Origin of the sequence: Agrococcus citreus (assembly GCF_039527715.1) — a bacterium.
GTDB lineage: Bacteria > Actinomycetota > Actinomycetes > Actinomycetales > Microbacteriaceae > Agrococcus > Agrococcus citreus.
The window spans coordinates 500,357-523,397 of record NZ_BAAAKK010000001.1 but is presented as its reverse complement, the minus strand read 5'-3'; the positions used below and the strand labels follow the sequence as shown (position 1 = coordinate 523,397).

General features: G+C 72.4%; 20 protein-coding genes. 8 read left to right on the top strand and 12 right to left on the bottom strand.

Features of this window, described 5'->3' with window-relative positions:
* Positions 1–4 precede the first annotated feature (4 nt).
* Both ABD106_RS02555 and ABD106_RS02550 read right to left on the bottom strand, forming a co-directional pair.
* Positions 5–775, bottom strand: a complete 771-nt coding sequence (locus ABD106_RS02555) for a LamB/YcsF family protein (RefSeq protein WP_343916975.1) — start codon at positions 773–775, stop codon at positions 5–7.
* Between the two features lie 2 nt (positions 776–777).
* Complete coding sequence (locus ABD106_RS02550) at positions 778–2,058, bottom strand: NRAMP family divalent metal transporter (RefSeq protein ID WP_343916973.1); 1,281 nt, start codon at positions 2,056–2,058, stop codon at positions 778–780.
* 145 nt (positions 2,059–2,203) lie between these two features.
* On the opposite strand from ABD106_RS02550, the gene ABD106_RS02545 reads away from it, so the two are divergent.
* The 3 genes from ABD106_RS02545 (at position 2,204) to ABD106_RS02535 (ending at position 4,550) form a co-directional block, all read left to right on the top strand.
* Positions 2,204–2,845 (top strand): GntR family transcriptional regulator, encoded by a 642-nt coding sequence (locus ABD106_RS02545; RefSeq protein WP_343916971.1) that lies wholly within the window; start codon positions 2,204–2,206, stop codon positions 2,843–2,845.
* 105 nt (positions 2,846–2,950) lie between these two features.
* The gene (locus tag ABD106_RS02540; protein ID WP_343916969.1) at positions 2,951–3,700 is read left to right on the top strand and encodes an SDR family NAD(P)-dependent oxidoreductase; all 750 of its coding nucleotides are present in this window, start codon (positions 2,951–2,953) and stop codon (positions 3,698–3,700) included.
* A 16-nt stretch (positions 3,701–3,716) separates the two neighbouring features.
* Positions 3,717–4,550: a helix-turn-helix transcriptional regulator gene (locus ABD106_RS02535; protein ID WP_343916967.1), complete on the top strand. Its 834-nt coding sequence runs from the start codon at positions 3,717–3,719 to the stop codon at positions 4,548–4,550.
* 155 nt (positions 4,551–4,705) lie between these two features.
* Here the strand turns inward: ABD106_RS02535 and uvrB are convergent, their stop codons facing one another.
* The gene (uvrB, locus tag ABD106_RS02530) at positions 4,706–6,757 is read right to left on the bottom strand and encodes an excinuclease ABC subunit UvrB (protein ID WP_343916965.1); all 2,052 of its coding nucleotides are present in this window, start codon (positions 6,755–6,757) and stop codon (positions 4,706–4,708) included.
* A gap of 9 nt (positions 6,758–6,766) precedes the next feature.
* The gene (gene coaE, locus ABD106_RS02525; protein ID WP_343916963.1) at positions 6,767–7,384 is read right to left on the bottom strand and encodes a dephospho-CoA kinase; all 618 of its coding nucleotides are present in this window, start codon (positions 7,382–7,384) and stop codon (positions 6,767–6,769) included.
* A gap of 118 nt (positions 7,385–7,502) precedes the next feature.
* Here coaE and ABD106_RS02520 point away from each other — a divergent pair, with 118 nt between their 5' ends.
* Together ABD106_RS02520 and ABD106_RS02515 are read left to right on the top strand one after the other, a co-directional pair.
* Positions 7,503–8,015 (top strand): S24/S26 family peptidase, encoded by a 513-nt coding sequence (locus ABD106_RS02520; protein ID WP_343916961.1) that lies wholly within the window; start codon positions 7,503–7,505, stop codon positions 8,013–8,015.
* 95 nt (positions 8,016–8,110) lie between these two features.
* Complete coding sequence (locus ABD106_RS02515) at positions 8,111–8,956, top strand: response regulator transcription factor (protein WP_343916959.1); 846 nt, start codon at positions 8,111–8,113, stop codon at positions 8,954–8,956.
* Here ABD106_RS02515 and ABD106_RS02510 read toward each other — a convergent pair.
* Both ABD106_RS02510 and ABD106_RS02505 read right to left on the bottom strand, forming a co-directional pair.
* Entirely contained in the window at positions 8,938–10,146 is a 1,209-nt protein-coding gene (locus ABD106_RS02510) for a diguanylate cyclase domain-containing protein (protein ID WP_343916957.1), read from the bottom strand. The two genes, ABD106_RS02515 and ABD106_RS02510, sit on opposite strands and share 19 nt — an antisense overlap.
* Positions 10,143–11,765 carry a sensor histidine kinase gene (locus tag ABD106_RS02505; RefSeq protein ID WP_343916955.1) on the bottom strand — a complete coding sequence of 541 codons (1,623 nt, stop codon included), beginning with the start codon at positions 11,763–11,765 and terminating at the stop codon, positions 10,143–10,145. The genes ABD106_RS02510 and ABD106_RS02505 overlap by 4 nt, the downstream gene beginning before the upstream one ends.
* A gap of 98 nt (positions 11,766–11,863) precedes the next feature.
* Between ABD106_RS02505 and ABD106_RS02500 the strand changes: the two genes are divergently transcribed.
* Positions 11,864–12,487: a DUF4126 domain-containing protein gene (locus tag ABD106_RS02500; RefSeq protein WP_343916953.1), complete on the top strand. Its 624-nt coding sequence runs from the start codon at positions 11,864–11,866 to the stop codon at positions 12,485–12,487.
* Here the strand turns inward: ABD106_RS02500 and ABD106_RS02495 are convergent.
* The 5 genes from ABD106_RS02495 to ABD106_RS02475 all read right to left on the bottom strand — a co-directional run bounded on the left by ABD106_RS02495 (position 12,484) and on the right by ABD106_RS02475 (position 18,824).
* On the bottom strand, positions 12,484–13,887 hold the full coding sequence (locus ABD106_RS02495) for a serine hydrolase domain-containing protein (protein WP_343916951.1): 1,404 nt from the start codon (positions 13,885–13,887) through the stop codon (positions 12,484–12,486). The two genes, ABD106_RS02500 and ABD106_RS02495, sit on opposite strands and share 4 nt — an antisense overlap.
* Positions 13,888–13,967: 80 nt before the next feature.
* A complete protein-coding gene (gene rpsA / locus ABD106_RS02490) occupies positions 13,968–15,428 on the bottom strand; it encodes a 30S ribosomal protein S1 (protein WP_343916949.1) in 1,461 nt (486 codons plus the stop codon).
* 191 nt (positions 15,429–15,619) lie between these two features.
* Positions 15,620–16,087, bottom strand: a complete 468-nt coding sequence (locus ABD106_RS02485; protein WP_343916947.1) for a hypothetical protein — start codon at positions 16,085–16,087, stop codon at positions 15,620–15,622.
* Positions 16,084–17,778: a DUF885 domain-containing protein gene (locus ABD106_RS02480; protein ID WP_343916945.1), complete on the bottom strand. Its 1,695-nt coding sequence runs from the start codon at positions 17,776–17,778 to the stop codon at positions 16,084–16,086. Before ABD106_RS02480 ends, ABD106_RS02485 begins: the two co-directional genes overlap by 4 nt.
* Before the next feature lie 35 nt (positions 17,779–17,813).
* Positions 17,814–18,824: an LLM class F420-dependent oxidoreductase gene (locus tag ABD106_RS02475; RefSeq protein WP_343916943.1), complete on the bottom strand. Its 1,011-nt coding sequence runs from the start codon at positions 18,822–18,824 to the stop codon at positions 17,814–17,816.
* A 105-nt stretch (positions 18,825–18,929) separates the two neighbouring features.
* Here ABD106_RS02475 and ABD106_RS02470 point away from each other — a divergent pair, with 105 nt between their 5' ends.
* On the top strand, positions 18,930–19,535 hold the full coding sequence (locus ABD106_RS02470) for a hypothetical protein (RefSeq protein ID WP_343916941.1): 606 nt from the start codon (positions 18,930–18,932) through the stop codon (positions 19,533–19,535).
* Between the two features lie 29 nt (positions 19,536–19,564).
* On the opposite strand, the gene polA is transcribed toward ABD106_RS02470, so the two are convergent.
* Positions 19,565–22,186, bottom strand: a complete 2,622-nt coding sequence (polA, locus tag ABD106_RS02465) for a DNA polymerase I (RefSeq protein WP_343917876.1) — start codon at positions 22,184–22,186, stop codon at positions 19,565–19,567.
* 84 nt (positions 22,187–22,270) lie between these two features.
* Between polA and ABD106_RS02460 the strand changes: the two genes are divergently transcribed.
* A complete protein-coding gene (locus ABD106_RS02460; RefSeq protein ID WP_425545717.1) occupies positions 22,271–22,693 on the top strand; it encodes a PaaI family thioesterase in 423 nt (140 codons plus the stop codon).
* The last annotated feature ends 348 nt before the right edge of the window (positions 22,694–23,041 follow it).

Genomic DNA, 23,041 nt, shown 5'->3' with positions numbered 1-23,041 from the left:
GCGCTCATCGCGCGGTCCCCGCGAAGGGTGCGATCGTCACATCCGCCGCCTCGAGCGCCGCGCGCGTCGCCTCGGCCATCGCGATCGCGCCCGCGCTGTCGCCGTGCACGCAGATCGACTCCGCGCGCACCGCGACGTCGGTGCCGTCCACCGCCTCGATGACGCCCTCGTGCGCGAGCCGCACCATCCGCGCCGCGACGAGCGCCGGGTCGTGCAGCACCGAGCCCGGCTCGGTGCGCGAGACGAGCAGACCCTCGGGCGTGTAGGCGCGGTCGGCGAACGCCTCGGCGGCGGTCTCGAGCCCCGCGCGCTCGGCGACGTCGAGCACGACGCCGCCGGCGAGCCCGAGCAGCACGAGCGACGGGTCGACCGCGCGGATCGCGGCGACGACGTCCTTCGCCTGCCGCTCGTCGCGGGCGATCGTGTTGTAGAGCGCGCCGTGCGGCTTGACGTAGACGGCCATGCCGCCGACGGCGCCCGCGAGCGCCTGCAGCGCGCCGAGCTGGTACTCGACGTGCGCCTGCAGGGTGGCGGAGTCCACGTCTCGCGCGAGGCGCCCGAAGCCCTCGTAGTCGCGGTAGCCGGGATGCGCGCCGATCGCGACGCCGTTCGCGACCGCCGCCTCGAGCGTCGCCCGGATGCCCTCGGGGCTGCCGGCGTGGAACCCGCACGACACGTTGGCGCTCGTGACGACGCGCAGCATCGCCTCGTCGTCGCCGACGACGCGGTCCGGCACGTTCTCGCCGAGGTCGGAGTTGAGGTCGATGGTGCTCATGCTCACGCCCCCATGCCGAGGAAGGCGAAGATCGGGCCGATCGAGTTCGCGCCCATCCAGAAGCTCAGCAGGGTCGCGATCGTGCCGACGATGAGCAGCCACTTCGGGTAGCGGTAGCCGCCCAGGACGTCGCGCTGCCGGAACCAGCCGATGTACATGAAGATCGACAGGCCGATCGGCAGGATCAGCCCGTTGAAGCCGCCGACGAAGACGAGCAGCGCGGCCGGGGCGGTGCCGATGAGCGCGAAGACGAGCAGCGAGACGAGGATGAAGGCGACCGTCGCGAGCTGCAGCGGCCAGCCGCCCGCGAGCCGCTTCGAGAAGACCGAGAGGAACGTCGCCGAGGTGTAGGCGGCGCCGATCACCGACGTGAGCGCCGCGGCCCAGAAGATGAAGCCGAAGATGCGGATGCCCGCGTCGCCGAGCACGACGCCGAACGCCTGCGCCGCCGGGTTGGCGGCCTGGCCCGAGACGTCGAGCGCGACGCCCGAGGCGACGACGCCGAGGATCGCGAGGAAGAGCACGTAGCGCATGATGCCGGTGACGAGGATGCCCTGCATCGAGGCGCGGTGGACGCCCTTGATGTGGTCGGTCCCGGTGAGGCCCGACTCGAGGTAGCGGTGCGCGCCCGCGTACGTGATGTAGCCGCCCACCGTGCCGCCGACGATCGTCGTGATGGTGGCGAAGTTGATCGTGTCGGGCACGAAGGTCTGCCGCAGCGCCTCGCCGACCGGCGGGGCCGAGGCGATCGCGACGACGACCGTCATGAGGATCATGCCGAGGCCGAGCACCATCACGGTGAGGTCGACCGCGCGGCCCGCCTTCTTGAACAGGAAGATGCCGATCGCGAGCAGGCCGGTGAGGAGCCCGCCGATCTTGGGATCGATGCCGAGCAGGGCGTTGAGGCCGAGCCCGCCGCCGGCGATGTTGCCGATGTTGAACGCGAGCCCGCCGATGACGATGAGGACGGCGAGCACGTGGCCGGAGTACGGCACCGCGTCGTTCGCGAGGTCGCCGGCGCGCTTGCCGGAGACGGTGATCATGCGCCAGATGTTCATCTGCACGGCGAAGTCGATGAGCACCGAGACGAGGATGGCGAACGCGAACGCGGCGCCGAGCGTGGCCGTGAAGGTCGCGGTCTGCGTGATGAACCCCGGGCCGATCGCCGAGGTCGCCATCAGGAAGATGGCGCCGAGGATCGGGCCCCTGCGGCTCCTCGCGAACGCCTTCGCCTTCTGCTTCGCGTCGGGCTCGGACTCGGTGGCCTGCTGTGCGTCGGACATCGCGGTTCCCATCTCCATCGGTGGGCCCTCCGTTCGCGGACGCGCGACCGAGAGCACCATCATCGTAGGGCAGACTGGCGCAGATTGTTGAACAATCTGCGTCGATCGTGTTTCGAGCACGTTGCGGTGCCCCTACGATCGAGCCATGCTCCAGCCCGCTCCCTCGCTCGCCGACGTGCTGCGCGAGCAGATCATCGCGGGCGACTTCGAGCCCGGCGCTCGCTTGTCGGAGGCTGCGCTCGCGGCGCAGCTCGGCGTCTCGCGCAACACCCTGCGCGAGGCCTTCCGCGTGCTCGCCCAGCACGGGCTCGTCGAGCACGTGCCCCACCGCGGCGTCTCGGTCGCCTCCCCCTCGACCGCCGACGTCATCGACATCTACCGCGCCAGGCGACTCATCGAGTGCGGTGTGCTGCGCGCCGCGTCCCCGCTGCATCCGGGCGTCGCCGTGATGCGGCTCGCGCTCGAGCGCGGCGAGTCGGCGGTCGAGGCGGGCGACTGGGTGACGGTCGGCACCGCGAACATGGCCTTCCACCGCGCGCTCATCGCCCTCTCCGACAGTCCGAGGCTCGAGCGCTCGCACGGCCAGCTGGCCGCGGAGCTGCGGCTCGCCTTCCTCGCGATCGACGACCCGGAGTCGCTGCACCGACCGTTCGTGGCGCGCAATCGCGCCGTGCTCGAGGCGCTCACCGGCGACGGCCCGGAGGCGGCGGCCGACGCGCTCGAGCGCTACCTCATCGACTCCGAGCGGCTCGTGCTCGGCGCCTACTCGCGCATGGGGCGCAGCTAGCAGCCTGGGAGCGCCGCTCCCCCGATGGTCGCGCCCTGGCTGCCGCGGGAGGATCGGTCGATGCTCGATCCCGCCGGGGAGCGTCCCCGGCGGAGGAGGACGCACATGCCCATCGCACTCATCACCGGCGGCAGCCGCGGGCTCGGCCGAGCCGCGGCGCTCGCCCTCGCCGACAGCGGCCACGACATCGTCATCACCTACCGCACGGGCCAGTCGCAGGCGGCGGAGGTCGTCGACCGCGTGGTCGCGACAGGCCGGCGCGCGGTCGCCCTGCAGCTCGACGCAGCGGACGGCGCATCCGTCGGCGCGTTCGCGACCGCGCTGCCGGACGCCCTCGCGTCGCTCGGCGGCGACCGGCTCGGGGTGCTCGTGCAGAACGCCGGCGTCGCCGGCCGCACCCCGCTCGGCGCGATCGACGAGGACGCGGTGCAGCAGCTGTTCGACGTCCACGTCAAGGGCGTCGTGCTGCTGACGCAGGCGCTCGAGCCGCTCATCGCGGACGGCGGCCGCATCATCACGCTCTCGAGCGGCCTCGCGCGGTTCACGGCACCCGGCATGTCGGTCTACGGCGCGATGAAGGCGGCCGTCGAGTCGCTGACGCGCTCCTGGGCCGCCGAGCTCGGGCACCGCGGCATCACCGTCAACGCGATCGCACCCGGCCCGACGGCGACCGACTTCGCCGGCGGGATGATCCGCGACGACGAGGCGTACCGGCGCGGCATCGTCGCGATGACGGCGCTGGGCCGCGTGGGCGAGCCGACCGACATCGGCGGCGCGATCGCCCTGCTCGCGGATCCGCGCTCCGGCTGGGTCACGGGGCAGCGCATCGAGGTCTCCGGCGGCGCGAGGCTCTGAGGTGCACACTGGCGGCATGGACCGCGCCCAGCTCGCCGACTTCGTGCGCTCGCGCCGGCTCGCGATGCAGCCGGAGGACGTCGGGCTGGCGCGCGGCCCCCGCCGCCGCACCGCGGGGCTCCGCCGTGAGGAGCTCGCGGCCCTGTGCCTCATGAGCGTCGACTACCTCACGCGCATCGAGCAGGGCAGGTCGACGCAGCCGAGCACGCAGATGCTCGCCGCGATCGCCCGCGGCCTCCGGCTCGATCGCGCCGAGCGCGACCACCTGCTGCGGCTCGCGGGGCTCGAGCCGCAGCGCACGGTGCTCGACGAGCACGTGGCCCCCGGCCTCATGCGCGTGCTCGATCGGCTCGCCGACACCCCCGTGCAGGTGCTGTCCGCGATCGGCGAGGTGCTCGTGCAGACGGCGCCGGCGGCCGCCCTGTTCGGCGACGTGACGGCGCGCACGGGGCTCGACCGATCCGTCGTGCATCGCTGGTTCACCGATCCCGCGTCGCGCGCCGTCTACCCCGAGCGCGACCACGGCCTGCGCGGCCGCGCATTCATCGCCGAGCTGCGGCAGGCGGCGGCCGACCCCGTGACGGCCGAGCGCGCGCAGCGCATCGTCGCCGCGCTGCGGTCGTCGAGCGAGGAGTTCCGGGGCATCTGGGCGGCCCACGAGGTGGGCGTCGCCCACGGCCCCGAGAAGGTGCTCGTGCACCCCGAGCTCGGCGAGATCGAGGCGCAGTGCCAGCGGCTCATCGACGCCGACACCGGGCAGCGGCTGCTCGTCTTCACGGCGACGCCCGGCACGGTCAGCGCGGAGCGGCTCCGGCTGCTCGCGGTCGTCGGGGTGCAGCGGCTGGGTTGAGCTGCGAGAGGGCCGGCGCTCTCGCTCGCCCCTCGGGACGGGACGGGCCTCGGCGCGCGGCGAGGCGGGGGCCCGAAAGGGCCGCCGCTCTAGCTCGCCTCCTCGGCCGAGGACGGCCTCGGCGTCAGGCGAGGAAGGGCCAGAAATGGCCCTTCCTAACTCGCCTGACGCATCTGCCGCAGGTCGCGCTTCAGGTCGTGGAGCTCGTCGCGGATGCGCGCCGCAAGCTCGAACTTCAGCTCGCCCGCCGCCTCGGTCATCTGCGCCGTGAGGTCGGCGATGATCGACTCGAGCTGCGTCGGGCCGTCCATCGAGGAGCGGTCGCGCGCGAGCCTCGGCGTCGGAGCGCCGCGGCGGGAGCCCTGCAGCAGCTCGTCGGTGTCGGCCTGCTCGCGCGAGAGCACCTCGGTGATGTCGGCGATGCGGCGCCGCAGCGGCGTCGGATCGATGCCGTGCTCGAGGTTGTACGCGACCTGCACGGCGCGGCGGCGATCGGTCTCGTCGATCGCGAGCCGCATCGAGTCGGTGATGCGGTCGGCGTACATGTGCACCTCGCCCGAGACGTTGCGTGCGGCGCGCCCGATCGTCTGGATGAGCGACGTCGACGAGCGCAGGAAGCCCTCCTTGTCGGCGTCGAGGATCGCCACGAGCGACACCTCGGGCAGGTCGAGGCCCTCGCGCAGCAGGTTGATGCCGACGAGCACGTCGAACAGGCCCTGGCGCAGCTGCGTGAGCAGCTCGACGCGGCGCAACGTGTCGACGTCGGAGTGCAGGTAGCGCACGCGCACGCCCGCCTCGGTGAAGTACTCGGTGAGCTCCTCGGCCATCTTCTTCGTGAGCGTCGTCACGAGCACGCGCTCGTCGCGCTCGGCGCGCACCCGGATCTCCTCGAGCAGGTCGTCGATCTGGCCCTTCGTGGGCTTGACGACGAGCTGCGGGTCGACGAGTCCCGTCGGTCGGATGATCTGCTCGACGACCGTGCCGGCGAGCCCCATCTCGTACTTGCCGGGCGTCGCCGACAGGTAGACCTTCTGCGGCGTGCGCTCGAGGAACTCGTCGAACTTGAGCGGGCGGTTGTCGAGCGCGCTCGGCAGGCGGAACCCGTGCTCGACGAGCGAGCGCTTGCGGCTCGCGTCGCCCTCGTACATCGCACCGATCTGCGGCACCGTGACGTGCGACTCGTCGATCACCACGAGGAAGTCGTCGGCGAAGTAGTCGAGCAGGCAGTGCGGCGGCTCGCCGGCCTCGCGGCCGTCGATGTGCCGGGAGTAGTTCTCGATGCCCGAGCAGAACCCGATCTGCTCCATCATCTCGAGGTCGAACGTGGTGCGCATCCGGAGCCGCTGGGCCTCGAGCAGCCTGCCCTCCCGCTCGAGCACCGTGAGTCGCTCGTCGAGCTCGTCGCGGATGCGGTCCATCGCGCGCTGCATGCGCTCGTTGCCGGCCACGTAGTGGCTGCCGGGGAAGATCGAGACCGACTCGAGCGTCTCGAGCACCTCGCCGGTGAGCGGGTGCAGCTTCGAGAGCGCCTCGATCTCGTCGCCGAAGAGCTCGATGCGGATCGCGTGCTCCTCATACATCGGGATGATCTCGATCGTGTCGCCGCGCACCCGGAACGTGCCGCGGGTGAACGCGACGTCGTTGCGCTGGTACTGCATCGACACGAAGCGGCGCAGCAGCGCCTGGCGGTCGATGCGCATGCCGATCTGCAGCGCGACCATCGCCTCGAGGTACTCCTCGGGGGTGCCGAGGCCGTAGATGCACGAGACGGTCGAGACGACCACGACGTCGCGGCGCGACAGCAGCGCGTTCGTCGCGGAGTGCCGCAGGCGCTCGACCTCGGCGTTGAGCGACGAGTCCTTCTCGATGAAGGTGTCGGTCTGCGGGATGTACGCCTCGGGCTGGTAGTAGTCGTAGTACGAGACGAAGTACTCGACGGCGTTGTTCGGCAGCAGCTCGCGGAACTCGTTCGCGAGCTGCGCGGCGAGCGTCTTGTTGTGGGCGAGCACGAGCGTCGGGCGCTGCACCTGCTCGACGAGCCACGCGGTCGTCGCGCTCTTGCCGGTGCCGGTCGCGCCCAGCAGCACGACATCGGTCTCGCCGCGCGCGAGGGCCTCGGTGAGCTCGCGGATCGCCTTGGGCTGGTCACCCGAGGGCGTGTAGTCGCTGATGACCTCGAAGGGCCGCACTGCACGGGTGGGTTGCATGCCTCCAGCCTACGAGCGGGCGCCCACATCCCCGCTGGACAGCCGCTCCCACAGCGCGTCCGTCTGCGCGAGGGTGTGCTCGACGTCGCCGTCGGTGTCGATCACCTCGTCGGCGATCGCGAGCCGGCGCTCGTCGCTCGCCTGCGACGCGACGCGCGCTCGCGCATCCGCCTCGGTCATGCCGCGCAGCGCGACGAGCCGGGCGATCCGCGTCTCGGCCGGCGCGTGCGCGACGACGACGAGGTCCCACGGGTCGTCGGCGCGCGCCTCGACGAGCAGCGGCACGTCGTAGACGACGACGGTCCGCGGGTCGCGCTCGAGCGCCTCGCGGAAGCGGCGCGCCGACTCCGCGGCGACCGCGGGGTGCACGATCGCGTTGAGCCGCTGCCTCGCCTCGTCGTCGGCGAACACGACCGCGCCGAGGGCCGCGCGGTCGAGCGAGCCGTCGGCGAGCAGCATGCCCTCGCCGAAGGCGTCGGCGATGGCGAGCAGCACGGGCATGCCGGGCTGCTGCAGCTCGCGCACGACGGCATCGGCGTCGACGACGACGGCACCGCGCGAGGCGAGCCGGTCGGCGATCGTGGACTTGCCGGAGGCGATGCCGCCGGTGAGCGCGACGAGGGGCATGGATCGAGTCTCGCACGGCAGGTGCTGAGGCAACGGCAAGGGCGCACTGCGGCCGGGCGGCAGCGCCCTTGAGGCGACGGTCGTAGCCTCGCCGCAATCCGCGCCGGAGGGAGGAGCCGTGGCTGCGATCCGTCGCCTGGCCATCGCCCTGCTGGCGCTGAGCGCGCTCGCGGCCGCCATCACGGCCGTCCTGTGGGGAGCGGCGCTCGCCGGTCTCGCGCACACCTCGGTGATCGCGACCGACGCGATGCGGCCGGCCTTCGTCACCGGCGACCTCGTCGTCTCGACACCCGTCCCGGCGGCGGAGCTGCGCCCGGGCGACATCATCAGCCTGCCGATCGCGGGCGCGACCCAGCTCGTCACCGAGCGGGTGATCGAGATCTCACGGCTCCCTGACGGCGAGTGGTCGATCATCGCGCGCAGCGACGAGGCCGAGCCGGCCGTCGCCGCCGAGCACATCGTCGGCGCCCGGGCGTGGCAGCCGACGGTGCGCGTGCCGGTCGTGGGCGGCGTCGCGGCGGCAGTGCTCGAGCCGCAGGTGGGGCTGCCGCTGCTCGCGCTGTTCGGGGCGCTCGTGGCCGCCGCGATGCTCTGGCGCGGACCCCGTTCGACCGCGGAGCGGCCCGCATGATGCCGCCGCGCGGGCCGGACGGTCTTCAGGGGCCCGCGTCGACGGTACGATCACCTCGAAGCACCGCGTCACGAGGTGCGGAACGTGGGGATGCAATGGACGAGGACGTCGCGGTCGTCATCGAGGACGGCGAAGACATCCGGGAGCTGCTCGCGCAGGTCCTGACGCAGGGCGGGTTCCGGGTGCACACCGCCGCGGACGGCGCCACCGGCGTCGATCTCGTGCGCGAGCACGATCCGATCGTGGTCACGGTCGACGTCAACATGCCGGGCATCGACGGCTTCGAGACCGCGCGCCAGATCCGCAGCATCAGCACGGCCTACCTCGTGATGATCACCGCTCGAGGCGATGAGATCGACACGCTCGTGGGCCTGCAGACGGGCGCGGACGACTACATCGTCAAGCCCTTCCGGCCGCGCGAGCTGCGCGCCCGGATCGAGGCGATGATGCGCAGGCCGCGATCGCTCGCCTCCTCCCACCCGTCGGTCGGGCAGGTCGCGGCGTCCCCCGCCGCGCCGTCGGCGCCCTCGGTGCCGACGCCCCAGTCGACGCTCGTCACCGCGCCGATGCAGGCGGCGCAGCCGCCGTCGACGCCGTGGATCGACGACGACATCGACGCCGTGCCGCTCGAGCACCGCGGACTGCGGCTCGAGCCGGGCGCCCGGGTCGTCGAGCTCGAGGGCAGCGAGGTCGAGCTCACGCGCAGCGAGTTCGACATCCTGCGGATGCTCCTCGGCTCCGGCAGGCGCGTGGTGAGCAAGCTGCAGCTCGCCGGCATGCTGCGCGGCGAGCGCGGCGAGCCCGACCACTACTTGAGCGAGCACGACGCGCGCGCGATCGAGGTGCACGTCGCGAACCTGCGCAGGAAGCTCGGCGAGTCACCGTCCGAGCCGCGCTGGATCGAGACCGTGCGCGGCGTGGGCTACCGCAGGACGGCCTGACCGCCGCGATCGGCCCCGTCGGCGTCGTCGTCCTCGCCGGCGACGACCACGCTGACGTCGTCGCTCTGGATCGCGCGCCGCGCAGCCGCGCGCGCCGCGTCGAGCAGCGTCTCGCGGTCGTAGCCGCTCGTGCTCGTGACGCTCAGGCCCATGCCGATCGGCGGGATCACGGGCACGCCCGCCGTGCGCAGCTGGTCGAGCATCGCTCGGTGCATGCGGGAGGCGAGCTGGCGCGCCTCGGCGGGTGACGCGGGCTGGAACGCGAGCAGCAGCTGGCCCTCGTCGTCGGTGCCCATCGCGGCCGTCGTCGGCGAGAGCCTGCGCACCGCGGCGCGCGCGGCCTGGCGCACGTGCTCGGCCTCGTCGGCGCCGAACGCGGTCGAGATGCGGCCGAGCGCGTCGATCTTCACCACGAGCACCGCGAACAGCTCGGCCCGACGGTTCGCGCGCATGAGCCGGCCGCCGAGCACCCGCACGAACGAGGGCGTCAGCAGCACGCCGTCGGGCGCGATCGCCATGAGCGTCGAGTCCTCGGTGCCGCGCAGCCGCACCTGCTCCGCGCGCAGCACCGAGGTGACGACGACGGTCACGATCACGACGCAGATCGTCAGGATGCTCACGAACGGCGTGCCGAGGCGGGTCTGGAGGAGCGGATGCTCGGCGTCGAAGGCGAGGACGATCACGCAGCGCGCGAGCTGCAGGACCGCGACGAGGCCGAGGGTCGCGCTCAGCCCCAGCGCGGTGCGGCTGCGCCGCATCGAGCCCTGCGTCGCCTCGAACGCCGTGAGGCCCGAGAACACGGCGTTGAGGCCGTACACGAGCCATGCCGAGCGGCCCTCCGCCTCCTGGCCGTCGAAGAGCACGAGGCCGAGCGTCAGCGCGGCCCCGGCGACCACCGTCGCGGCGGTCCGGCGCAGCCGGTGGCCGTTGAAGACGCGGCAGCCGAGCCAGAGGAGGCCGAGCGCCGCGGTCCAGGCCGCGTTGCCGACCCCGACGAGCCACCACGCGTCGCCGCTCACGAGCCGAACGATGTAGGCCTCGGTCGCGATCATGGCGCAGATGAAGCCGAGCGCCCAGACGCGCCCGGCGCGGTCGTCCTTGCGGAGCATGGTCTCGAGCACGAACACGCCGCCCGCGACGTGCACGACCACCGCGGTGAGGAACTGGATGGTGCCGATGTCGAGCGTCATGCCATGGCTCCTCGTCTGACGAGCGGCAGGCGCACGACGAACGTCGCACCGCCGCCCGGCTCGCTCTGCACGGTGATCTCGCCGCCGTGCGCGCGCACGAGGTCGCGACTGATCGCGAGCCCGAGGCCGTTGCCGGGCGACATGTTGCCGACCGGGGCGGCGCGGAACCTGCGCTCGAAGAGCCGCGGCAGCGCTTCCTCGGGGATCCCCGGCCCGTCGTCGCGAACGACGAGCCACGCGTGCTTGTCGTCGCACGTGACGCCGACCTCGATGAGGCCGTCGCCGGTGTGGTAGCTGACGGCGTTGCCGACCAGATTGTCGACGACCTGCCGGATGCGCAGCGGATCGATGTCGGCCTCGACCGACTCGATGCCCGCGGTGTCGATGCGGATGTTGCGGGCGGCGGCACGCGGCTCCATCGCCTCGAGCGACGCCTGCACGACCCGCGCGAGGTCCTCGCGCACGAGCGTGACGTCGAAGCGCCCGGGTCCGTCGCCGGTGGCGGCGAGCACGTCGCCGATGATGACGAGCAGGCGGGATGCGTTGCGCTCGGCGATCTCGAGGCTGCGGCGAGCGTGCGGCCCGACGTCGCCGCCGTCGAGCGCGAGGTCGAGGTGGCCGAGCACGCTCGTGAGCGGTGTGCGCAGCTCGTGGGAGACGGATGCGACGAGCTCGTCGCGCATCTGGCCCGCGAGCTGCTCGGCGGTCACGTCGCGCGTGATGAGGATCGCGCCGACGTCGGCGCCGTCGACGTCGACGAGCCGTCGCGCCGTCGACTGCAGCGCGCGCCTGCCCTCGCCCGGCCGGCCCTGCCAGCACAGCACGTTCTCGAACACCTCGCCCCTGCGGGCGCGCGCGGCCGGCGACTGGCCCGGCTCGACGCGGGTCACGCCGTCGGCGTCGTAGAGCTCCGCGGACTCGTCGAACGCGTTGAGCCGCAGGTGCGCGTCGTTCTCGACCGAGATCGACCCGTCGGCACCGATCCGGACGACGCCGAAGTCGACCGCGTCGAGCACCTCGCTCACCGCGTCCTCCTGCCGGCGCGCCCGCTCGACGGCGTGGTCGAGGTACGACGCCTGCTCGTCGAGCAGCGCGCGCTGGGCGGCGGCGCGCCGCGCCGCGACGTACGCCACGATCGATGCGGCCGAGAGCGCGAGCGGGCCGAGGTAGGTCTCCACGGGGTTGATGGCCTGGTCGAGCATGACGTGCGCGACCCAGAAGAGCACCGACGAGCCGCCCGCGCCGACCACGAGGCCGCGCCAGCCGCCGACGGTCGCGAGCCAGGTCGCGGGCACCATCCACAGCAGCCAGAGCTCGGAGTCGGGATCCCCCAGCTGCAGCAGGAAGATCGCGAGCAGGTCGCCGATCGGCACGATGCCCACCCAGCGCGGATGCACGCGGTTCCAGGGCACGATGAGCGCGATGACGGTGAGCGCGAACAGCACGAGCATGCCGACGAACAGCACGTCGCCGGATGCGAGCTCGCCCACCACGACCACGAGTCCGCACGCGACGAGGCACGCCGCGGCGAGCAGCAGCTGGTTGACGGCGGTGGCGCGCTCGCGGGTACGGTCGGGTCGCACCGCGTCGGTGCGGCTCGCCGTGCCCGGGGCGCTCATGGGATGACGCTACCGCGCGCGGCGGGCTGTCGGCGCACGCGGCGGCTCCCACGGCTACGATCGCGGCAGGCGGCGATCCGCCGCGGAGGGGAGGCATCGTGCTCGAGGTCCTGACCGGCACCGGACTGGCTGCGGCCGCCGGCATGAACGCCTACGTGCCGCTGCTCGTCGTCGGCGTCGCGAACCGCTTCTTCCCGGATGCGCTGCAGCTGCCGGACGGGTGGGCGTGGCTGTCGAACGGCTGGGTGCTCGGCATCCTCGCGGTGCTGCTCGTCGTCGAGGTCGTCGCCGACAAGATCCCCGCCGTCGACAGCGTCAACGACGTCATCCAGTCGATCGTGCGCCCGACGGCCGGCGGGCTCGCCTTCGGGTCGTCGTCGACCGCATCCACGGTCGCCGTCACCGACCCAGCCGCGTTCTTCGCGTCGAACCAGTGGGTGCCGATCGTCGTCGGCGCCGTGATCGCGCTCGCGGTGCACGTGGGCAAGGCCGTCACACGGCCCGCGGCGAACGTCGCGACCGCGGGGGCCGCGGCGCCCGTCGTCTCGACGATCGAGGACGTGGGCGCGATCGGCATCTCACTGCTCGCGATCGTCGCGCCGCTGCTCGTGCTGCTCGCGCTCGCGATGCTCGGGCTGCTCGGCTGGTCGCTCTGGCGCACCGCGAAGCGCAGGCGCAACGCCGACCTGCGGTCGGCGACGCAGCGGCTCGCCGACTCCTAGCCCGCGCGCTGCTCGCCGGGCACGGCTGCGACCGCATCCATGTGCCACGCCCCGCGCCAGCGCGCCACCCGGCCGTCGGCGTCGCGCTCGGCGATCGCGAGCTCGTGGCCGGAGCCCATGCCCGTGGCGGCCGCGATCCGCACCCGGTCCGCATCCTCGGGCGTGAGCACGTCGACCGCCTGGAGCGGATCGGCGGCGGTCGGCGCGATCGCGAGCAGCCGGCCGCCGAGCTCGACGACGTCGACGCGGCCCCAGATGCTCGAGAACGTGCCCTCGAAGGAGCGCGCGAGCGCGAGTGCCTCGTCGTCGGGCGCCTCGACCGGGTCGAGCGCCGTCGACACGATGCGCGCGACGCCGACCGCGAGCTCCTCGGCGGCACCGTCGATCGCGTTCGTGAGCACGCTCACCACGACGTCGCGCTCGGCGTCGACGAGCGTGCGCGTGGCCTGTCCCGTCCACGCTCCCCCGTGGCCCACCCACGTGCGGCCCTGGATCTCGCGCAGCATGAGCCCGAGCCCGTACCCGGCCGAGCTCCCGTCGCGCCCCGTCGTCGACCACAGCTGCTGCCGCATCCGCCGGCGGCTCGCCGCCTCCAGCAGCCGGTCGTCCGCGTCGGTGACGGTGCGGAGCAGGTCGGTGAGCTCCGCCGCCGTCGACACGGCACCGGTCGCGGCGGCGAGGGCGCCGGTCGCGGGGCTGCCGAGCGTCGCGCGCTCGGCCTCGGAGTGGAGGGCGCCGTGCCCAGTGACGAGTGGGCCGGTGACGAGCGGGCCGAGGTCGGCGGGCGGATCGGAGGGCAGGTCGGCGCTCGTCGCCGAGAGCCCGAGCGGCGCGAGCACGAGCGACTCGAGCGCGTCGGCGTAGCTCGAGCCCGTCACGGCCTCGACGACCAGCGAGAGCAGGCCGAAGCCGACGTTCGAGTACTTGAACTCCGTCGACGCCGGGATGCGCGCGACGCCCGCCCGAGCGAGCGCGAGCAGGCGCTCGGCGTCGGGGAAGTCGGCCGCGAGGTGCCAGTGCGCGACGTCGTCGCCGTCGCGCACCGCGCCGCCCCCGTGCGAGACGAGCTCGCGGACGAGCAGCGCGCCCGCGTCGGTGCCGGCCAGCGCCGGCACGTGCTGCTGCGCCTCGTCGTCGAGCCGCACGCGCCCGGCCTCGACGAGCCGCATCGTGGCGAGCGCGGCGAGCGACTTCGAGTGGGAGGCGATGCGGAAGCGGTGCCGGGTGGAGAGCGCCTCCCCCGTCGCCTGATCGGCCGTGCCGTGGGCGCTGTCGAGCACGAGGGTGCCGCCGACCCGCACGGCGACTTGCACGCCCGGGATCCGCAGGCGCCAGCGCCGGTAGGCGAGCCACCGATCGGCGTACTCGAGGGCGTGCGGGAGCGGCTCGACGAGGGGCATGCAGCGATCCTGCCACGCGCATTCGCCGGGAACGCGGAAGCGGGCCGCACCGGTCAGGTGCGGCCCGCTTCGTGGGGGTGCTACTCGGCGGAGCCGGTGAGCTTCTCGCGGAGTGCGGCGAGCGCCTCGTCGTCGGCGAGCGTGCCGACGCCGGACTCCTCGGTCGAGCCGCCGAACGACGACGCTCCCGCAGGTGCCTCGCTCGTGTGCAGCTCGGCGTCGCGAGCAGCGGCGACCTGCGCCTTGTGCGCCTCCCAGCGCGTCTGCGCTGCGGCGTACTCGGCCTCCCAGGCCTCGCGCTGCGACTCGAAGCCTTCCTTCCACTCGTTCGTCTCGGGGTCGAAGCCCTCCGGGAACTTGTAGTTGCCCTGCTCGTCGTACTCGGCGAGCATGCCGTAGAGCGCCGGGTCGAAGTCGGTGCCCTCGGGGTCGACGCCCTCGTTCGCCTGCTTGAGCGAGAGCGAGATGCGGCGGCGCTCGAGGTCGATGTCGATGATCTTCACGAAGACCTCGTCGTTGACCGCGACGACCTGGTCAGCCGTCTCGACGTGCTTCGACGACAGCTCCGAGATGTGCACGAGGCCCTCGATGCCGTCCGCGACGCGCACGAACGCGCCGAACGTGACGAGCTTCGTGACCTTGCCCGGTGCGACCTGGCCGATGGCGTGGGTGCGGGCGAAGATCTGCCACGGGTCCTCCTGCGTCGCCTTGAGCGACAGCGAGACGCGCTCGCGGTCGAGCTCGACGGTGAGGATCTCGACGGTGACCTCCTGGCCGACCTCGACGACCTCCGACGCGTGCTCGATGTGCTTCCACGAGAGCTCGGAGACGTGCACGAGGCCGTCGACGCCGCCGAGGTCGACGAACGCGCCGAAGTTGACGATCGACGAGACGACGCCCTTGCGGACCTGGCCCTTCTGGAGCGACTGCAGGAACTGGCCGCGCGATGCCGACTGGGTCTCCTCGAGCAGCGCACGACGCGAGAGCACGACGTTGTTGCGGTTCTTGTCGAGCTCGAGGATCTTCGCCTCGATCTCCTGGCCGAGGTACGGCGTGAGGTCGCGGACGCGGCGCAGCTCGATGAGCGACGCGGGCAGGAAGCCGCGCAGGCCGATGTCGACGATGAGACCGCCCTTGACGACCTCGATGACCGTGCCGGTGACGACACCGTCCTCGTCCTTGATGCGCTCGACGTCGCCCCATGCGCGCTCGTACTGGGCGCGCTTCTTGGAGAGGATCAGACGACCCTCCTTGTCCTCCTTCTGGAGGACGAGCGCCTCGACGGTGTCGCCGACCTCGACGACCTCCGTCGGGTCGACGTCGTGCTTGATCGAGAGCTCGCGCGAGGGGATGACGCCCTCGGTCTTGTAGCCGACGTCGAGAAGGACCTCATCGCGGTCGATCTTGACGACGGTGCCCTCGATGAGGTCGCCGTCGTTGAAGAACTTCAGGGTCTTCTCAACGGCGGCCATGAAGTCATCGGCCGAGCCGATGTCGTTCACAGCGACCTGCTTGGGAGCCGTGGTCGTTGCAGTGGTCATAGAGTTCAAGGTGCCTTGTTGGGGGTATCGGGCCGGAGGGCATGCGGATGCCCATCCAGCGTTCGGATTGGATTCGTCACCACACGAGTGACCCGGCAAGCCTACACCGGGTCCGTCGGCCCGGACAACCGCGCATGGCGGCCGCGCGGGCCTCCATCGCCGGCCTCAGTCGTGCGCCTGAGTCGTGGGCCTCAGTCGTGTGCCAGCGCCGACCGCACGAGCATCGTGCCGAGCGGCTCCGCGCACATCCCCTCGCCGAGCGCCTCGTCGAAGAGTCCGCGCTCGACGAGCGAGCGGATCGCGGCGTCGCGGTCCGCCGTCGCGACGGCGATGAGCGCGGGGTCGGCGGCGGCGCGCCAGCGGGCGAGCGCCGCCTCGGTCTCGGCCTCGAGCGCGTCGAGCGACTCGTGCCACGCATCCACTCGCGCCTCGAGCTCGCGCTCCGCGGCTCGGCCGCGCAGCAGGCCGCGCAGGCCCGTGCTCGGCGGCCCGGGCTGCGGCTCCTCGGCGACGAGCCGCGTCGACTCCGCTCGGGCGCGGTCGCACACGGCGATCGGCTCGCCCGCGTGCGCGCCGAGCGCGGCGAGCTCGAGCAGCGCGAGCTGGTCGAAGTGCTCGACCGGCTCGCGCTGCGCCGCGGCTGCCTCGAGCGCGGTCACGCGCCTCGGAGGACGGCCTCGCGGAGCGTGTCGAGGCCGACGCCGCCGATGTTCAGCACCCGCGAGTGGAAGCGCTTGAGGTCGAACGCGTCGCCCTCGGCGTCCTTCGCCGCATCCCGGATCTGCTCGAAGATGCGCTGGCCGATCTTGTACGACGGCGCCTGTCCCGGCCAGCCGAAGTAGCGGTTGACCTCGAAGCGCACGAACGGCTCGTTCATGTTGACGTTGGACTTCATGAACTCGAACGCGTAGTCGAAGTCCCACTCCCCCGTGCCGTCGAGGCGCGGCTTGCCGAGGTGCACGCCGATGTCGAGCACGACGCGCGCGGCGCGCATCCGCTGGCCGTCGAGCATCCCGAGCCGGTCGGCCGGGTCGTCGAGGTAGCCGAGCGACTCCATGAGCCGCTCGGCGTAGAGCGCCCAGCCCTCGGCGTGGCCCGAGGTGCCGGCGAATGCGCGGCGCCACAGGTTGAGCTGGCCGCGGTTGAACGTCGCCTGCGCGATCTGCAGGTGGTGGCCCGGGACGCCCTCGTGGTAGACGGTCGTCAGCTCGCGCCACGTGTCGAACTCGGTGACGCCCTCGGGCACCGACCACCACATGCGGCCGGGCCGCGAGAAGTCGTCGGCCGGGCCGGTGTAGTAGATGCCGCCGGTCTGGGTGGGCGCGATCATGCACTCGAGCGCGCGGATGGGCTCGGCGATGTCGAAGTGCGAGCGGCCGAGCTCGTCGATCGCGCGGTCGCTCGTCTCCTGCATCCAGGCCTTGAGCGCGTCGGTGCCGTGCAGCTTGCGGCTCGCGTCGCCGTCGAGGAACGCGATCGCCTCCTGCACCGTCGCGCCGGGCTTGATCTCGCGCGCGATCGCCTCCTGCTCGTCGCGCATGCGCTCGAGCTCCTCGATGCCCCACGCGTAGGTCTCGTCGAGGTCGACGTCGGCGCCGAGGAAGCGGCGCGACATGAGCGAGTAGAACTCCCGGCCCACGGCGTCGACCGGGTTGGCGGATGCGGCGAGCTCGCCGCGCAGGAAGTCGGCGAGCCGCGCGTGCGCCTCGGTCGCGACGCTCGCGGCCTTCGCGAGGTCGGCGCGCAGCGACTCGGGCAGCTCGGCGTCGCCCGCCTTCGCGGAGCCGGCGAACTCGTGGAAGAAGCCGGCGCCGGGCTGGTAGTCGGCGAACTGCTCGAGCACGTTGTCGATCTGGCGGGCCGCGGGCGTGTTGCCCGTGGCGATGCCGTTGCGGAGCGAGGCGATGTAGCCGTCGATCGCGGCCGGCACGTTGCGCATCCGCTCGGCGATCGTCGCCCAGTCGTCCTCGGCCCCCGTCGCCATGAGGTCGAAGATGTCGCGGATGCCCGTGGCGGGGCTCGCGAGGTTGTTGAGGTCGCGGTCGCCCCAGCCGGAGGCCTCGACGTCGAGCTCCAGCTGCAGCTCGCGCGACAGGTCGGTCTTCGTCACCCAGTCGATGTCGTCGACGGGCTCGGCCGCCGAGAGGCTCGCGAGGGTCTCGGCGGCGAGCGCGGCGCCGACGGCACGACCCTCGGGCGAGTAGTCCCCGAATCCTGCCTTGTCGCCCTCGAGGCCGACGTAGACGTTGATCTCGGGGTTGAGGAGGGCCGCTCGGTGGACGTAGTCCTCGGCGATGCGGTCGATGTCGGTCTGCGGGCGCGCGGGTGCGCCGACGTTGGCGTCAGTCATGGCGACAGCCTAGAGCCGTCGGCGCGGCCCGCGGTTCAGGCCAGGGCGCCCATCACGTCGCGCTCGAAGAGCTCGATCCCGTCCTGCTCGAACGCGACCTCGGGCATGTAGGCGATGAGGGTGCCGAGGCCCGCCTCGCGCAGCGCCGCGACGTGATCGATGACCTGCTGCGGGGTGCCGACGACGGCGCCCTTCGTCGAGAAGCCCGTGCTGGCGTGCTCCGGCCGCATGGCGGAGTCGGCGCGGGCGTTCACCTCGTCGACGACGCGGCGCGCCTCAGCCTCGGTCTCGCGCACGACGATGTTGAGGTTCGAGGTCAGCCGCACCTCGGCGGGGTCGCGGCCCTCCTTCTCGAGGTGGCCGAGCAGCACGTCGCGCTTGCGCGCGAACTGGGCGGGTGCACCGCCGAAGTTCGTCGCATCCGCCCACTTCGCGGCGTAGCGGAGCGTGCGCTGCTCGCCGCCGCCCGCGATCCACGTGGGGATGCGCGGCCGGCCGTCGCGCCCGAGCTGCAGCGGCTGCGGCCGGCAGATGGCGCCGTCGACCGTGAACGACTGCGACTCGATCGTCGCCTCGCCCTCGGCCCACAGCCGCTGGATGATCTGCACACCGTCGCGCAGCGCCGAGATCCGGTCGCCGACGCCCGGGAAGCCGTAGCCGTAGGCGCGCCACTCGTGCTCGTACCAGCCCGCGCCGATGCCGAACTCGAGCCTGCCGCCGGAGATGAGGTCGACGGTCGCGGCGATCTTCGCGAGCAGCGCGGGGTTGCGGTAGCCCATGCACGTGCACATCTGGCCGAGCCGCACGCGCGAGGTGCTCGCCGCGAGGGCGGCCATGAGCGTCCACGCCTCGTGCGTCGCCTCGTCGGTCGGCTGCGGCGTCGTGTGCATGTGGTCGTAGACCCAGATGGAGTCCCACGCGCCCGCGTCCGCGCGCTGGGCGACGTCGAGCATCCGCTGCCACTGCGCCGCCGGGTCGATGCCGACGAGGTCGAGGCGCCAGCCCTGCGGGACGAAGAGGCCGAATCGGAGTGCGTCTGGAGTCATGAGGCGAGCCTAGGACGAGCGAGGCGCTTGACCCGCCGGATCGGCTGAGAGGACGATGAGCGCGCCGGTGCCGGCTCGGCCCCGAGCGGATCGAGGGGGTGCCCCGTGCACGACGTCACCGGGTCTGCCGCGGGCTCGCCGGTCGTGCGGCATCCGGCCCTCGCGGCCGCGCTGGGCGCGCTCATCGGCGTGACGTGGGCTGCTGCGCTGCGGGCCTACATGGTCGTGCTCGCCGACACCGCATCCGCCTTCTCGTGGTGGACGATCGGCGCCGTCCTCCTCCCCGGCGCGATCGCGGGCGGATGCATCGGGCTCGCCCACGCGCTGCACGCGCGCCGCGCGCGCCGCGCCTGGCTGCTGGGGTTCGCGCCGATCGCGTTCGCGCTGCTCGCGATGCTCGAGCCCGGCGCGCTCGAGGCGCTGCTCACGGCGGGCCTCGGCGGTGGGGCGATCGGCGTCGCGCTCGCGCTCGTGCTCGGCGGCTTCGGCCTCGGCTCGATCGGCTCGCGCGCCGGCCGCGTCGTGGGGCTCGGCCTGGCGCTGCTGCTGACGGCCGGTGTGGCGGCGACCGTGCCGCTCATCGGTGGCTCGGACCTCGCCCTCTCGACCCCGAAGGGCGCGTGGGCGACGGCGCTCGCTGCCGGCCTGCTGCTGTGCGGCATCCTCGGCACCGCGATCGCGTTCCGCCCTCCGCCGCCGATGATCCGCTGACGCGGCGCGCGTCGGCGCGGCGTGCGAGCTCAGTGCGCCGCGGCGTCCCAGTTGGCGCCGACACCGACCTGCACCTCGAGCGGCACCGACAGGTCGGCCGCGCCGCCCATCTCGGCGCGCACGATCGCCTCGAGCGCCCCGCGCTCACCCTTCGCGACCTCGAACACGAGCTCGTCGTGCACCTGCAGCAGCATGCGGGAGCCGAGCCCCTCGTCGTCGATGCGGCGGTCGATCGCGATCATGGCGCGCTTGATGATGTCGGCGGCCGATCCCTGGATGGGCGAGTTGAGCGCCTGCCGCTCCGCGCCCTCGCGCAGGATGCGGTTCGACGACGTGAGGTCGGGGAAGGGTCGGCGGCGGCCGAAGATCGTGGTCGTGTAGCCGTCGTCCTTCGCCTGCATGACGACGCCGCGCAGGTAGTCGCGGATGCCGCCGAAGCGCTGGAAGTAGTCGAGCATGAGCTGCTTCGCCTCGGCCTGCGAGATGCGCAGCTGCTTCGAGAGCCCGAACGCGCTCAGCCCGTAGGCGAGGCCGTAGCTCATGGCCTTTACCTTGACGCGCTGGAGGGCCGTCACCTCGCTCGGCTCGACGCCGAAGATGCGGCTGCCGACGAAGCGGTGCAGGTCCTCGCCCGAGAGGAACGCCTCGATGAGGCCCTCGTCGCCCGAGAGGTGCGCCATGATGCGCATCTCGATCTGCGAGTAGTCGGCCGTGAGCATCGTCTCGAACTCGGGGCCGTGGGTGAACGCCGAGCGGATCTCGCGGCTCACCTCGGTGCGCACCGGGATGTTCTGCAGGTTGGGGTCGTTCGACGAGAGGCGGCCGGATGCGGAGCCCGTCTGGTCGTAGCGCGTGCGGATGCGCCCGTCGTCGTGGATGGCCTTGAGCAGCGACTCGATGATCTGCGCGAGCTTCATGGTCTCGCGGTGCTGCAGGAGGAGCCCGAGGAAGGGGTGCGGGTTGGTCTCCTGCAGGTCGGCGAGCGACTGGGCGTCGGTCGAGTAGCCGGTCTTCGTCGCGCGCGTCTTGGGCATCTCGAGCTCTTCGAAGAGCACCGACTGCAGCTGCTTCGGGCTGCCGAGGTTCACCTCGCGACCGATGACGCCGTAGGCGGCCTGCGCGTGCCCTGCCGCCTGCTCGCGCATCTGGTCATGGATGCGCTGCAGCACCTCGCGGTCCATGTGCACGCCCTGGCGCTCCATGCGCACGAGCACGGGCATGAGCGGCAGCTCGATGTCGTCGAGCACGCCGAGCGTGCCCTCGTCGAGCCGCGGTCGCTGGGCGCGGGAGAGCTCGCCGGTGAGCCACGCGACCGTGCCGAGCTCCTCGGGCTCGATCTCGGGCACGAGCTGGTTCGGGTCGGGCGCCGGCAGCGTCGCGCCCAGCAGCGCCTCGGTCTGCCAGTCGAGCTCGAACGTCTTGGGCGGCGCGGTCGGGGTCTGCAGCCACGCGGCGACGCGCGTGTCGTGCGCGGCGCCGCCGAGCGCGAGCCCTGCGCGCTCGAGCACCTTGATCGACGCCTTGACGTCGTGGAGCGCCTTCGGTGCGTCGGACGCGAGCCAGGCGACGAATCCGTCATAGTCGCCCGTGCCGGACTTGTACGGCACGTAGGCGCTCGCGCCCTCGGTCGCGACGCCGAAGCCGGCGATGCCGCCGGTGCCGTCGGGCGCGATCGAGACGGCGACGGTGCCCTTGGCGCGCTCGAGCCAGAGGTCGAGCTCCTCGTCGACGAGCTTCTGCACCGCGGGCGCCTGCACCGTGGGCTCGAGGGCGGCGACGGCCTCGCCGCTGCCCTCCTGCTTGAGCACGCGGTCGAGCAGCGTGCGGAACTGCAGCCGCTGGAACACCTCGCGCAGCTTCGCCTCGTCGACCTGGCCGCGCGTGAGCTCGTCGGGCGTGACGCCGAGGTCGACGTCGGTGAGCAGCTTGTTGAGCCGGCGGTTGCGCTCCGCTCGATCGCGCTGCTCGCGGAGGTTGTTGCCGACGACGCCCTTGATGTCGTCGGCGTGGGCGAGCAGGTTCTCGACGGTGCCGTACTGGGTGATCCACTTCACCGCGGTCTTCTCGCCGACCTTGTCGATGCCGGTGAGGTTGTCGCTCGTCTCGCCGACGAGGGCGGCGATCTCGGGGTACTGCTCCGGCTCGATGCCGTAGCGCTCGCGCACGGTCTCGGGCGTGTAGTGCTTCAGCTCGGAGACGCCGCGCACCGAGGGGTAGAGCAGCGTCACGTCGTCGTTGACGAGCTGGATCGTGTCGCGGTCGCCCGAGACGACGAAGACGTCCATGCCGGCCTTGCGGCCCTCGACCGAGAGGGTCGCGAGGATGTCGTCGGCCTCGTAGTCCTCCTTCGAGAGGGTGCGCACGCCCATCGCGTGGAGCGCCTCCTCGAGCAGCGGCACCTGGCCCTTGAACTCCTTGGGCGTCTCGTCGCGCGTGCCCTTGTACTCGGCGTACTCGCGGGTGCGGAACGAGAAGCGCGAGATGTCGAACGCGACCGCGAGGTGCGTGGGCTTGTGGTCCTGCAGCAGTTTGAGGAGCATCGACAGGAACCCGTGGATGGCGTTGGTGTGCTGCCCCTCCGAGTTGACGAAGTTCTCGAGCGGCAGAGCGAAGAACGCCCGGAACGCGAGGGAATGGCCATCGATGACCATGAGGGTAGGCTTCGAGTCCGACACGGCAGTCAGCCTAGCCGCCGCCCCCGACACGACCGCCCCGGAGCCCACGTGAGCCAGCCCATCCAGCCCGACGCGCAGACGCGAGCGGTGCTCGAGGCGCAGGGCGACGTGCCGGGCGGAGAGCTCGGCTCGCGCATGGGGATCGAGTTCCTGAAGCTCTCCGCCGAGCACTCGATCGCGCGGATGCCCGCAGAGGGCAATCGCCAGCCGGTCGGCTTCGTGCACGGAGGCGCCTACTGCGTCATCGCCGAGAGCCTCGGCTCGATCAGCGCGAACATCCACGCGGGCGAGGGCCGCTACGCGGTGGGGGTCGACATCAACGCGACGCACACGCGCTCGATCACGAGCGGATGGGTGACGGCCGAGTGCACGGCGGTGCACCTCGGCGGCTCCATGACGGTGCACGAGATCGTCTGCACCGACGACGACGGCAATCGCGCCTCGACCCTCCGCATCACGAACTTCATCAAGCGCCGTCCCTGACCCGCGACCCGCCGCGCCGCCCCTGCTCCGCCAGCCCCCGCGCGGTCACTCCCGGCCCTGAGTGGTCACTCCCGCGCGTGAGTGGTCACTGCCGCTCGTGAGTGGTCACGTGCGACGCTGAGTGGTCACTCCCGCGCGTGAGTGGTCACTCCCGCCCGTGAGTGGTCACTCCCGCCCGTGAGTGGTCACTTCCGCGCGTGAGTGGTCACGTGCGACGCCAAGTGGTCACTGCCGCTCGTGAGTGGTCGCTTACCGCGCTGCGCGCACTGCGCACCCAGAGCGGCCACTCGAGAGCGTCAGCGACGGTTTCCGCGGACTCGAGCGCGCATGCGTGTGCGAACCCCCGAC